Origin of the sequence: Ensifer adhaerens, assembly GCF_002940685.1 — a bacterium.
Classification (GTDB): Bacteria; Pseudomonadota; Alphaproteobacteria; order Rhizobiales; family Rhizobiaceae; genus Ensifer; species Ensifer adhaerens_E.
The window spans coordinates 111,380-124,196 of record NZ_PNFP01000017.1 but is presented as its reverse complement, the minus strand read 5'-3'; the positions used below and the strand labels follow the sequence as shown (position 1 = coordinate 124,196).

At 62.9% G+C, this 12,817-nt stretch carries 10 protein-coding genes; 6 read left to right on the top strand and 4 right to left on the bottom strand.

Annotated elements, in window-relative coordinates:
• Positions 1-150: 150 nt before the first annotated feature.
• On the top strand, positions 151-1,410 hold the full coding sequence (sbmA, locus tag C1A35_RS28470) for a peptide antibiotic transporter SbmA (RefSeq protein ID WP_104667593.1): 1,260 nt from the start codon (positions 151-153) through the stop codon (positions 1,408-1,410).
• Positions 1,411-1,431: 21 nt separating this feature from the next.
• Here sbmA and C1A35_RS28465 read toward each other — a convergent pair whose 3' ends face one another.
• Positions 1,432-2,439 (bottom strand): polysaccharide deacetylase family protein, encoded by a 1,008-nt coding sequence (locus C1A35_RS28465; protein ID WP_104667592.1) that lies wholly within the window; start codon positions 2,437-2,439, stop codon positions 1,432-1,434.
• A 225-nt stretch (positions 2,440-2,664) separates the two neighbouring features.
• Between C1A35_RS28465 and C1A35_RS28460 the strand changes: the two genes are divergently transcribed.
• The 3 genes from C1A35_RS28460 to der all read left to right on the top strand — a co-directional run bounded on the left by C1A35_RS28460 (position 2,665) and on the right by der (position 5,869).
• Positions 2,665-3,252, top strand: a complete 588-nt coding sequence (locus C1A35_RS28460) for an NnrU family protein (RefSeq protein ID WP_104667591.1) — start codon at positions 2,665-2,667, stop codon at positions 3,250-3,252.
• Positions 3,253-3,432: 180 nt separating this feature from the next.
• On the top strand, positions 3,433-4,101 hold the full coding sequence (locus C1A35_RS28455) for a tetratricopeptide repeat protein (RefSeq protein ID WP_104667590.1): 669 nt from the start codon (positions 3,433-3,435) through the stop codon (positions 4,099-4,101).
• 337 nt (positions 4,102-4,438) lie between these two features.
• The gene (gene der / locus C1A35_RS28450) at positions 4,439-5,869 is read left to right on the top strand and encodes a ribosome biogenesis GTPase Der (RefSeq protein WP_104667589.1); all 1,431 of its coding nucleotides are present in this window, start codon (positions 4,439-4,441) and stop codon (positions 5,867-5,869) included.
• A 323-nt stretch (positions 5,870-6,192) separates the two neighbouring features.
• Here der and C1A35_RS28445 read toward each other — a convergent pair whose 3' ends face one another.
• Complete coding sequence (locus C1A35_RS28445) at positions 6,193-7,110, bottom strand: sugar kinase (protein WP_104667588.1); 918 nt, start codon at positions 7,108-7,110, stop codon at positions 6,193-6,195.
• Positions 7,111-7,287: 177 nt separating this feature from the next.
• Between C1A35_RS28445 and bglA the strand changes: the two genes are divergently transcribed.
• A complete protein-coding gene (bglA, locus tag C1A35_RS28440) occupies positions 7,288-8,925 on the top strand; it encodes a beta-galactosidase BglA (protein ID WP_104667587.1) in 1,638 nt (545 codons plus the stop codon).
• The gene (gene aac(6'), locus C1A35_RS28435) at positions 8,925-9,389 is read left to right on the top strand and encodes an aminoglycoside 6'-N-acetyltransferase (protein WP_104667586.1); all 465 of its coding nucleotides are present in this window, start codon (positions 8,925-8,927) and stop codon (positions 9,387-9,389) included. The genes bglA and aac(6') overlap by 1 nt, the downstream gene beginning before the upstream one ends.
• Before the next feature lie 13 nt (positions 9,390-9,402).
• Here aac(6') and ade read toward each other — a convergent pair whose 3' ends face one another.
• Together ade and C1A35_RS28425 are read right to left on the bottom strand one after the other, a co-directional pair.
• Positions 9,403-11,100: an adenine deaminase gene (gene ade, locus C1A35_RS28430; protein WP_104667585.1), complete on the bottom strand. Its 1,698-nt coding sequence runs from the start codon at positions 11,098-11,100 to the stop codon at positions 9,403-9,405.
• Positions 11,101-11,233: 133 nt separating this feature from the next.
• On the bottom strand, positions 11,234-12,559 hold the full coding sequence (locus C1A35_RS28425) for an aspartate aminotransferase family protein (RefSeq protein WP_104667584.1): 1,326 nt from the start codon (positions 12,557-12,559) through the stop codon (positions 11,234-11,236).
• Positions 12,560-12,817 lie beyond the last annotated feature (258 nt).

Here is a 12,817-nt window from a genome sequence, read left to right as displayed (position 1 = left end):
AACTGAAAAACGTCCTTGCAATATGGTCGGCTGAGCGGATGAAATAACAGTAACGTTTATATTATCCGATTGTTGAGAGCATCGCTTTGCCCTAGTTTCGGCGCTTCGAGAGGCGAGTTGTTCGCCTCATCCGAAACGAGAGTGCAGCACTTGTTCTTATCCTTTTTCCCGAAACCGAAGCTCTTCTTCATATCCGCCGCGGTCTGGACGCTTCTTGCTATTCTTGCCTGGTATGGTGGGGCCGGCACTCTTGGTGCATACATCGGCCTGCCGCCGTTGCCTCCGGGCGAAAGTCCGGTGATCGGCGTCTCGGTTTTCTGGTCCGCGCCGTTCCTGTGGTTCTACATCTACTACGCGATCGTCGTCGCCATCTTCTCTGCATTCTGGTTCGTTTACAGCCCCCATCGTTGGCAAAACTGGTCGGTTCTCGGCTCGGCGCTGATCATCTTCAACACCTACTTCTCGGTTCAGGTCAGTGTTGCGATCAATGCCTGGTATGGGCCGTTCTACGACACGATCCAGCAGGCGCTGGCCAGGACCGCGCCGGTGACGGCGTCGCAGCTCTACATGGGCATGATCGGCTTTGCCGGCATCGCATTCGTGGCGATTACCGTCGGCGTGCTCAATCTGTTTTTCGTCAGCCACTACATCTTCCGCTGGCGCACCGCGATGAACGAATTCTACATTTCCCATTGGCCGAAGCTGCGTCATATCGAGGGCGCCTCCCAGCGTGTTCAGGAAGACACGATGCGCTTTTCGACGACCGTCGAGCGGCTGGGCGTAGGACTGGTGAGTTCCTTGATGACGCTGATTGCGTTCCTTCCGGTGCTGTTCCAGTTCTCGGAGAAGGTGACGGAGCTACCTTTCGTTGGCGAGATCGCGCATGCTCTGGTCTGGGCGGCGATCTTCTGGTCGCTATTCGGAACGGCCTTCCTTGCGCTCGTTGGTATCAAACTTCCCGGGCTCGAGTTCCGCAATCAGCGCGTCGAGGCCGCGTACCGCAAGGAACTGGTCTATGGCGAGGACCATGAAGATCGCGCCAATCCGCTGACGCTTGCCGAGCTCTTCGCGAACGTCAGGCGCAACTACTTCCGCCTGTACTTCCACTACATGTATTTCAACATCGCCCGGATCTTCTATCTGCAGGCGGACAACCTGTTCGGTACCTTTGTTCTCGTGCCGTCGATCGTCGCCGGCAAGCTGACGCTCGGGCTCATGGGGCAAATCCAGAACGTTTTCGAACAGGTGCGAAGCTCCTTCCAGTATCTCGTCAATTCCTGGACGACGATCGTCGAGCTCCTGTCGATCTACAAGCGCCTTCGCGCCTTCGAAGCCGCGATCGACGACGAGCCGCTGCCGCACATCGATCAGAAATACATCGCGGTTGGTGGCGAAGAGGAACTGGCCTGAGCCAGTCCGAACAATCAGCAATCAGAAGGCGGTTCGACCCGCCTTCTTTTTTGCCTGCTCGATCAGCGGCAGCGCCTGGGCGTAGCTGACGCAGGCGACATCAGGCTTGCCGCAGACTTCGCCCAGCAGGCGGTCGAGCGCGCGCCAGTAGGCGCCGCCGTTCATTTCGACGAAATGGAAGCCGAGCTGCAGGGGAATGCGGTCGCCCGTGTATTCGCGGTCGAAGGCTTTCCTGTAGGCCTCGTAGGTGCGCTCCTCGAAGCGGGCGCTGTCCTTCTTGTTCTCGACGCCCATGGAGTGGCGGACGAAGAGATTGTAATCCATGCCGATGACGGGGCGCTGCGACGGCCCCTCGGGGATCAGCGGCAGGCCGAAGCGCGGCATCCCGTCCTTTGCCGTCGGCCAGCCCGGGCCCTTGGTCACCAGGCTTGCGTCGTAGGTGAAGTTGTCTGCCTTCAGTGCCGGCACGAGGCCGTCGCTCAGCGACAGATAGGGGGCGCGGAAGCCCTTGATCCCGGTCGCGGCGAATTCGGCCCAGCCCGCCGGCTCGGCCTCGGGCTTGTCCGCCTTCTTCCAGGCGTCCTTGAGCGCGGTGTTGAAGGTCGAGAATTCGTTTTGCCAGTCGGCCTTGCTCCAGCCCTTGCCGTCGAAGTGGCCGCAGGCGTGGCTAGCGATGTCGTGGCCGTCGAGATGGGCCTGCCAGATATGGCCGGCGCGGGCTGCGATCTCTTCGCGGCTCTGCGCAAAGCCGACATTCGAGCGGCCCGGTTTCTGGCCCGGCGGCTTGTAGAGCGCCTTGCCGTCCGCTCTGGTCATCAGGAAGGTGCAGGAGAGGAAGTAGGTAAAATGCGCACCCGTGCGCTTGCTCATCACCAGGCTCTTCTCCCAAAGCGCGTTGTCATGGGCGCCGTCAAACGAGACGATCACCAGTTGCTTGTCGCCGGCGGGAACGGCGGCAGGCGACGCCGGCTCGGCCCTGGCAAGAGCGGGAAGAAGGGCGAGCGAGAGGGCAAGCGGAATACGGATCATGATCAACTGCACTGTTTTGGTTTTGTCGCAAATGGTTCGAAAATGCGGCAATCCTTTGATCGGTCTGGAAAAAACGCGCCATCAAGGCTACTCCATAGCGACCGGGGCAGAATCGGCCCCATGAACCGATGGCACTGAAAATCAACGCGCATCAGCGGTCTGCTTCCGTCTTTCTTTGACGCGCGGCGCTGAGCTTGCCCGATACTCGAACAAAGCGGTGGCCCTATGGCGATACTCGTTCTCGGCATCATCATCTTTCTTGGAATGCACCTGATCCGCGTGGTCGCGCCCGGTTTTCGCGCCGGCATCATCGAGAGCCGCGGCAAGGGCACCTGGATGGGGATATATGCGATCCTCAGCCTCATCGGCCTCTGTCTGATCATTTATGGCTTCGGCCAGGCCCGCAATGAAACGGGCATGCTCTACGATCCGCCGGTGTTCCTGCGCCATATCGCGCTTCTCTTGATGCTTTTCGCCTTCATCTTCCTTGCTGCCGGCTTCCTCCCGGCCGGGCGCATCGCCGTTGCGGTCAAGCATCCGCAGGTGCTGTCGATCAAGATCTGGGCGCTGTCGCATCTCTTGGCGAACGGCGAGACCTCCTCCGTCCTGCTGTTCGGCTCGTTTCTTGCCTGGGCGGTGATCCTGCGCATCTCGCTGAAACGCCGCGAACGGGCGGGCGAACGCGTGCTGCCGGTGTTCAAGTCGACCTCCAACGACGTGCTCGCCATCGTCATCGGCCTTGCCGCCTACGGGCTCTTCGTCTGGAAGCTGCACGAATGGTTGATCGGCGTTGCACCCGTGGTGATGGGCTAAATAACGTTCGCCCCCTTACAAGCGCCGCAAAATCGGGTAGAAGGCGCAAAATCCATGAGAGTGCGGCGCGTGCGCAAGGGCGCGCCATGCACGCTCGAAGAGTTTGAGATCGGACGTCTCCCTGACCGTCGAAAGATGATGGGAAAGAGGGACCAGTGGCAGGCAAGGCCGGGGCAATAGATGGCGAACCAAGACGACAGCTTTATCCGCGAGGTGAATGAGGAACTGCGTTCCGACCAGATGAAGAGCATCTGGACCCGCTTCGGCGGCGTCATCGTGGCGATCGCCGTGCTCATCGTTCTCGGCACCATCGGCAAGGTCGGCTTCGACTATTGGCAGGACGGCGCGTCCTCGAAGTCGGGCGACGCGTTCCTGCAGGCGCTCAACCTTGCCAAGGAAAACAAGACGGACGAGGCGCTGGCTGCGCTGAACGGTCTTGAGAAAGACGGCTACGGCGCCTATCCGGTGCTTGCGCGCCTGCGTGCAGCCACGCTCCAGGCACAGAAAGGTGAGGCGGACGCGGCCGCCAAGGCATTCTCCGAAATCGGCAAGGATGCCGGCGTTCCCGAAGCGATCCGCGACGCGGCTCGCCTGCGCGCCGCCTATCTGCTGGTCGACGCCGGCAGCTACGAGCAGGTCTCGGCCGAAGTCGAACAGTTGACGACGCCGCAGAACAACATGCGCCATTCGGCCCGTGAAGCCCTTGGTCTTGCGGCCTACAAGGCCGGCGACTACGCCAAGGCGAAGGCCTGGTTCCAGCAGATCGTCGACGATGCGCAGAGCCCGCGCAACGTCACCGGCCGCGCCCAGATGCTGCTCGACGTGATCGCCGCCAGCGGCAAGGCATGAGTTTCCGCCCGTCCTCCTTGGGATGGGCACAGGGTGCAAGACCCGCAAGAGTAAGCGCATGATCCCAAAATCGGTCTCGATCTTGGGGTTGTGCGCTAAAGCATTTAAAGCAGTTCCAGCAAAAGTGCGTGAGCGGTTTTGCGTCCGGAACGGCGTAAGGCAGACAAGCCGTTCCAGGAAAAGTGCGTAAGCGTTTGCGCCTGGGAACTGCATGAAACAATCAGAGCGGCTCCCCAACGGAAGCGCTCCCGTGTCGCCCGAGTGCGGCAGAGAACGAAAATACGAGCGCGACCCAACCTGTGGGCTTTCGCGCTCCAAGCGGAAACGGAACAGATCCATGAGCTTCACCGTCGCCATCGTCGGGCGTCCCAATGTCGGCAAGTCCACCTTGTTCAACCGTCTGGTCGGCAAGAAGCTGGCGCTCGTCGACGATACGCCGGGCGTTACCCGCGACCGGCGGCCGGGCGATGCCAAGCTGATCGATCTGCGCTTCCGCATCATCGACACGGCCGGTCTCGAGCAATCGGCACCCGACACGCTGCAGGGGCGCATGTGGGCGCAGACGGAAGCGGCGATCGACGAGGCCGATCTTTCGCTGTTCCTGGTCGACGCCAAGGGCGGCCTGACGCCGGCCGACGAGACGCTTGCCGAAATGTTGCGCCGCCGCGGCAAGCCGGTGGTGCTGGTCGCCAACAAGTCCGAGGCCCGCGGCTCCGACGGCGGCTTCTACGATGCCTTCACCCTCGGCCTTGGCGAGCCTTGCCCGATCTCGGCCGAACATGGCCAGGGCATGCTCGATCTGCGCGATGCGATCGTCGCCGCGATCGGCGAAGACCGGGCCTACCCGCCGGAAGACGATGTGGCCGAAACCGATATCGATCTGCGTCCGACGTTCAAGGACGACGGTGAAGACGAAGAGGTGGAGACCGCCTATGACGAGACCAAGCCGCTGCGCGTGGCGATCGTCGGCCGGCCGAACGCCGGCAAGTCGACGCTGATCAACCGCTTCCTCGGCGAAGACCGCCTGTTGACCGGCCCGGAAGCCGGCATCACCCGCGATTCCATCTCGGTCGAATGGGACTGGCGGGGCCGCACCATCAAGATGTTCGACACTGCCGGCATGCGCCGCAAGGCCAAGGTGCAGGAGAAGCTCGAAAAGCTCTCGGTCGCCGATGCGCTGCGCGCCATCCGCTTTGCCGAAACGGTGGTTATCGTCTTCGACGCGACCATTCCCTTCGAGAAGCAGGACCTGCAGATTGTCGATCTCGTCCTGCGCGAGGGCCGGGCGGCAGTTCTCGCCTTCAACAAGTGGGATCTGGTCGAGGACTGGCAGGCGGTGCTCGCCGATCTTCGCGAAAAGACCGAGCGGCTGCTGCCGCAGGCCCGCGGCATCCGCGCCGTGCCGATTTCCGGCCACACCGGCTATGGCCTCGATCGGCTGATGCAGGCGATCATCGAGACCGACAAGACCTGGAACCGCCGCATCTCGACCGCGCGGCTCAACCGCTGGCTGGAATCGCAGACGATTCAGCATCCGCCACCGGCCGTTTCCGGCCGCCGTCTGAAACTGAAGTACATGACCCAGGTGAAGGCCCGCCCGCCGGGCTTCATGATCTCCTGCACGCGCCCCGACGCGCTGCCGGAATCCTACGTGCGCTACCTGATCAACGGCCTGCGCAACGACTTCGACCTGCCGGGCGTGCCGATCCGCATGCACTTCCGTTCGGGCGACAACCCGTACGAGTCCAAGGCAAAGAAGCGCCGCTAAAGCAACTTCCAGGAAAAGTGCGTAGCGGTTTTCCGTCCGGAATTGCGGTAGGCCGCCAGGCCGCTGACAAACGTTGAGATGGTTTGGCGCGAGAGGTTCGTTCCGCTCTCCGTCATCGTCGCCCTTGTGGCGGGGATCCAGCGATCCGACGCCCGTCGGATCAAAGGACTCTTTCAGCCCAAGGACTTGGGCTGACTGGATTCCTGTGACAAGCACAGGAATGACGGAGATGTTGGGTGGCGCGACGGCCTTCCAATAAACAACGACCAGCGACATCTTGGTCAGTCGTGTGACAAAGATCTCTAGGCGCTTCCCACGGCCACTCAGGCCGCCGGCAGCTTCTCTTTCGCCACCAGTGCGCCATGGTGCCCGATGACGCCGGCAGCGACGCTTGCCGCAAAGGCGGCGGCCTGGGCTGGCTTGTCGCCTGCCACCAGGCGGGAGACGAAGGCACCGTTGAAGCTATCGCCGGCGCTGGTCGTATCGACGACGTGCTCGACCGGGGTCGCCGGCACATGCTCGACTGGGGCATCGCCGAAGGCGAGCGTCACACCCTTCTCGCCATCCTTGACGACGAGGTTGGTGGCGCCCAGGCTCTTGTAACGGGCAATCGTCGCGTCGATCGAAGCATCGCCGAAATGGGTCATCTCGTCGTCGAAGCTCGGCATCACCAGGGTGGCGGCGCGGGCACCGTCGGTCAGCGTGCGGCGCATGCGCGCGGCATCGTCCCAGAGACGCGGGCGAATGTTCGGGTCGAAGACCACCGTCTTCCCTGCAGCCTTGGCGCGGCGCAGTTCCGACAGCAGCGTTTCTATGGCATCGGGTGCAAGGATTGCCAGCGTGATGCCGGAAAAGAGAATGAGGTCGGAGCTTTCGATCGCGCGTCTGAGGTGCTCGGCATCATCGGCAAGCAGCTTGGCAGCCGAGTGCGAGCGCCAGTAGGAGAAGCTGCGCTCGCCGTCCTTCAGGTGGATCATGTAGAGGCCGGCGGAACGGTTCTCGATGCGGCGCACGGCAGACGTGTCGATCTGCTTTTCCGCCATGAAGGCCAGCATTTCGTCCGAGACCGTATCGGTGCCGACGGCGGAGCAATAGGCGACGGTCCAGCCAGCCGGCATGAACAGCCGCGCGTAGTACGCGGCGTTGAAGGTGTCGCCGGCGTAGCCTTTTCGCAAGAGCCCGCCTTCAGCCTGCATGAGTTCGACCATGCACTCCCCGATCGCAAGCATCTTTCCGGCCAACGACTTTTCTCCTCACAAGATTTCGCCTGAGACGGGATAAGGGTCTCGATCGTTCTCGGCAAGAGATAGTTTCCAGACGGTCTCGGACATGCCGAGCATGAGGCGGTAAACAGCGTTTACTCAGGTTCCGGGCAACGCTACACCTTTGTCCGACGGATCGTCTTCAAGGGGGCATTCATGGCGTTGGCGTCTCTCAAGGTATCGAGCAACGACTGGTGGCGCGGCGCGGTGATCTATCAGGTCTATCCGCGCTCCTTCCAGGATACCGACGACGACGGCATCGGCGATCTCAAGGGCGTCACCCGCAGGCTGTCGCATATCGCCGCGCTCGGCGTCGACGCGATCTGGCTGTCGCCGTTCTTCACCTCGCCACAGGCCGACATGGGCTATGACGTGTCGGACTATTGCGACGTCGATCCGATGTTCGGAACACTCGCCGATTTCGACGAGATGCTTGGCGAGGCGCACCGCCTCGGCCTGAAAGTGATCATCGACCAGGTGATCTCCCACACCGCCGATCGCCATCCCTGGTTCGTCGAGAGCCGCTCGAACCGAACGAACGGGAAGGCGGACTGGTATGTCTGGGCCGATCCGAAGCCGGACGGCACAGCGCCCAACAACTGGCTGTCGATCTTCGGCGGTCCTGCCTGGGAGTGGGACGGGGTGCGCAAGCAGTATTGCATGCACAACTTCCTGGGCTCGCAGCCGGACCTGAATTTCCACAATCCCGAAGTTCAGGATGCGGTGCTTGATGCCGCGCGCTTCTGGCTCGACCGCGGCGTCGACGGCTTCCGGCTCGATACGGTGAACTTCTACTTCCACGACAAGCGCCTGCGCGACAACCCACCGCTCATTCCCGATCCGGATGCCACCAGCAACGATGCGCCTGATGTGAACCCCTACGGCATGCAGGATCATCTCTACGACAAGAGCCAGCCGGAAAACATTGCCTTCCTCCAGCGCTTCCGGGCGCTGCTCGATCGCTACGAAGGCCGCATGACCGTCGGCGAGGTGGGCGACGGCGCCCGCTCGCTGAAGACGGTCGCCGCCTATACCGGCGGCGGCGACAAGCTCAACATGTGCTACACCTTTGACCTCCTGGGCCCGGACTTCACCGCGACCCATATCCGCCGCTGCGTCGAGAATTTTCAGAAGGCCGTCACCGACGGTTGGGTCTGCTGGGCCTTCTCCAACCACGACGTGACGCGCCATGTCAGCCGCTTTGCCCGCAACGAAGCGGAGCGGGAGAGGGTGGCACGGCTGGCGATCACGCTGCTTTCCAGCCTGCGCGGCTCGATCTGCCTTTATCAGGGCGAGGAACTGGGACTGCCGGAGGCCGAGCTTGCGTTTGAAGACCTGCGCGATCCCTATGGCATCCGCTTCTGGCCCTCCTACAAGGGCCGTGACGGCTGCCGCACGCCGATGGTCTGGGAAGAGGGGGCGGCGAATGCCGGCTTCTCACGGGGAAAGCCGTGGCTGCCAGTGCCCGAGGACCATCGGCGCCTGTCGGTCGACACGCAGCAAACGGGCGACGCGGTGCTCGATCACTATCGCGCGACGCTTGCTTTCCGCCGGTCGCAGCCGGCACTCAGCGACGGCACGATGCGGTTCCTCGACACGAACAGCGATCTCCTGGCCTTTGTTCGCGAGAAAGACGGCGAGCGGCTGCTCTTCGTCTTCAACCTGACCCGCGAGCCCCAGGAGTTTCTGGCGCCGGCGGCGGTGGAGCCCCTGGATTTGCCCGGATATCCGGCGCGGCTGGAAGCCGCTAGCATCAAGCTTGCCGGATTGTCGGCCTTTTCAGGAAAGTTCTGATGCGCGTTTTGTTGATGGATGCCGAAACCATCGGCCGCTGGGTCGAGATGCGTCTGGCGCTCTGGCCGGATACGCCGGCTGCGGATCATCGCGCCGAGGTTGAATCCGCGCTTGCCGAGAGCGATCGCTATGCCTCTTTCCTTTGCGAGGACGAAGCAGGCGTCGCTGCCGGCTTTGCCGAAGCGTCGATCCGCCGCGATTACGTCAACGGTTGCGAGACCTCGCCGGTCGGCTTCCTCGAGGGGATCTACGTGTTGCCGGCCTATCGCCGACGCGGCGTGGCACGCGCGCTGATCACGGCGGTGGAACGCTGGGCGACGGCCCAGGGCTGCCAGGAGCTTGCCTCCGACACGGCGAGCGACAATCTCAGGAGCCAGAGCTTGCACATGGCGCTCGGCTTCGAGGAGACCGAGCGCGTCGTCTATTTCCGCAAGGAACTGGCGCCCGCCGTGGCGGACAACTGAGCGCTGCCGCCAATCACCCGATCAGCATGAACTTGTCGACATCGACCAGCCCGCGGTCGGAGATCTTCAGGTGCGGGATGACGGGCAGCGGCAGGAAGGCGAGCTGCAGGAACGGTTCCTCCAGCGTTGCGCCAAGCGCGAAGGCGGCGTGACGCAGGTGGTGCAGTGTATCGCGCACGCTCTCATAGGGCTCAAGGCTCATCAGGCCCGCGACCGGCAGCGCGATCTCGCCCGTCACCTGGCCATTTTCGACGACGACGAAGCCGCCCTTGATTTCACCGAGCCGGTTGGCGGCGATCGCCATGTCCTCGTCGTTGACGCCGACGACGCAGATGTTGTGGCTGTCATGGCCGACGGTCGAAGCAATCGCGCCCGTCTTCAGCCCGAAGCCCTGCACGAAGCCGTTGGCATGGTTGCCGTTTAGGCCGTGGCGCTCGATGACCGCGACCTTGATGATGTCGCGGCCGAGATCGACGCCGGTCTGGTTGCCAACTGCGGGCAGGCGGTAGCGGCGGTGCTCGGTGATGATCTTGCCGGGCAGAACGCCGATGACCGAGGTATCGCCATCGGCGACCGGAATGCCGAAGGCGCTGGCATGGACTTGGCCCGCCTTGACGCTGTCGAGCCCGACGGGGGCGACCGGCTTGCGGGTGGCAAAGAGCGCGTCGGTGACGCGGCGACCACCGGAGAACACCGTTTCGGCCTTGCAGTTTTCCAGGCTGTCGATGACGACGAGATCGGCGCGCCAGCCGGGCGCGACCAAGCCGCGGTCGCGCAGCCCGAAAGCGCGGGCGGCCGAGATCGAGGCGGCGCGATAGATCGCCAGTGGCTCGACGCCGGCTGCGATCGCCGTGCGGATCATGTGGTCGAGGTGACCCTGTTCGGCGATGTCGAGCGGATTGCGATCATCGGTGCAGAGCGCCAGGTGCGGCGACAGCCGCTCGGTGATGATGGGCATCAGCGCATGCAGGTCCTTGGAGACCGAGCCCTCGCGCACGAGGATATGCATTCCCTTGCGGATCTTCTCCATGGCTTCTTCAGCGCTGGTGCATTCATGATCGGTGCGGATACCGGCGGAAAGATAGCCGTTCAGATCCTTGCCCGACAGCAGCGGCGCATGGCCATCGATGTGGTCGCCCTGGAAGGCGTCGAGCTTGGCGAGGCAGACCGGGTCCTTGCGCACGACGCCAGGGAAATTCATGAACTCGGCAAGGCCGATGACCTTCGGATGATGGCGGAAGGGCAGGAGCCTTTCGATCGGCAGGTCAGCGCCAGAGGTTTCCAGATGTGTCGCCGGCACGCAGGAGGAGAGCTGGACGCGGATGTCCATGATCGTCTCGAGCGCGGAATCGAGGAAGAACTGGATGCCTTCGGTGCCGAGCACGTTGGCGATCTCGTGCGGGTCGCAGACGACGGTGGTGATCCCGAGCGGCAGGACGCAGCGGTCGAACTCGTGCGGCGTCACCAGCGAGGATTCGATGTGCAGGTGCGTGTCAATGAAGCCGGGCACGACGATGCGGCCGGAAATGTCGATCTCCTCGCGACCCTCATAGCTGCCGAAGGTGCCGACGATGCGGTCACCCGAGATCGCAATGTCCGAAGCGGTAAGTTCGCCGGTCACCAGGTCGAAGAAGCGTCCGCCCTTCAGAACGATGTCTGCCGGCTCGCGTCCGACGCCCTGATCGATATAGCGTTCCAGCGCTTCGGACATGAGGCAACTCCAGTTCTTGTACGCGTCCCGGATGCTCTGTCGGCGGGACGACGCTTGGTTTCATTGTTGCAGATAAGAGTAACCCTCTCCCCGTCGCCGGGGAAAGGGCTCTGATGGTCTCGACGAGGCCTGCTTAGATATTGCTGTTGAGAACGGCGCGCAGCTTGCCGAAGAGCTCGTCGATCTGGGCCTTGCTGATGATCAGCGGTGGCGACAGCGCGATGATGTCGCCGGTGGTGCGGATCAACAGGCCGCTCTCATAGGCCTTGAGGAACGCGGAGAAGGCGCGCTTGGTCGGCTCGCCGGCAATCGGCTGCAGTTCGATCGCGCCGATCAGGCCGAGATTGCGAATGTCGATGACATTCGGGCAATCCTTCAGCGAATGCAGGCCGTCTTCCCAATAGGGTGCAAGTTCGGCGGCACGGGTGAGCAGGCCTTCTTCCTTGTAGGTGTCGAGCGTGCCGAGGGCTGCGGCGGACGCGATCGGGTTGCCGGAATAGGTGTAGCCGTGGAAGAACTCGATCATGTGCTCCGGGCCATTCATGAAGGCATCATGGATCTCGGAGGTGACGAAGACCGCGCCCATCGGGATGACGCCGTTGGTGAGGCCCTTTGCCGTGGTGATGATGTCGGGCTTGACGTCGAAATATTGCGCGGCGAACGGCGTGCCGAGGCGGCCGAAACCGGTGATCACTTCATCGAAGATCAACAGGATGCCGTGCTTGGTGCAGATCTCGCGCAGCTTCTGCAGGTAGCCCTTCGGCGGGATCAGCACGCCGGTGGAGCCGGCTACCGGCTCGACGATGACGGCGGCGATGGTCGAGGCGTCATGCAGCGTGACGATGCGCTCGAGTTCGGTCGCGATATCGCCGCCATGCTCCGGCTCGCCGCGGGTAAAGGCGTTCTTTCCGGGCAGATGGGTATGCGGCATGTGGTCGACGCCGGTCAGAAGCGTGCCGAACATCTTGCGGTTGGAGACGATGCCGCCGACGGAAACGCCACCGAAATTGACGCCGTGGTAGCCGCGCTCGCGACCGATCAGGCGGAAGCGCGCGCCGTCGCCCTTGGCGCGGTGGTAGGCGAGCGCGACCTTCAGCGCCGTGTCGACCGACTCCGAGCCGGAGTTGGTGTAGAGAACGTGGTTCATGCCTTCAGGGGCGATATCGACGAGGCGGTTCGCCAGTTCGAAGGCCTTGGGGTGGCCAAGCTGGAAGGCCGGCGCATAGTCGAGTTCGCCCGCCTGCTCGCGGATCGCCTCGGTGATCTTCGGGCGACAATGGCCGGCGTTGACGCACCACAGACCCGCCGTGCCGTCCAGTACCGTGCGGCCATCATGGGTCGTGTAGTACATGTCCTTGGCGCCGACGAACAGGCGCGGTTCCTTCTTGAACTGCCGGTTCGCGGTGAACGGCATCCAGAAGGCGCGCAGGTCGTTCGGCGTGTTGAGGCGGTTCGACATTCCAGTTCTCCTCGGTCTCTCTTGTCGTCAGGGCGGTGCTGCCGCCCATATTTTTACCCTTTGGTCAAACTATCAGGGCGCCGGGACGCGTCAAGCCTCGCGCCCGTGCGGCGAGGGGTCTTTGACAGGTCTGGGCGACAGCGAAATTTCGCAGGGCGGCCGGATGTTTTCTCAAGCTTAACTTGTTTGCGGCAACGCTCTGCTGCCATGACTTGTCGGCTCCATGGCGCTCTCTTGAATGGCCGGTGAGTGCGGGGT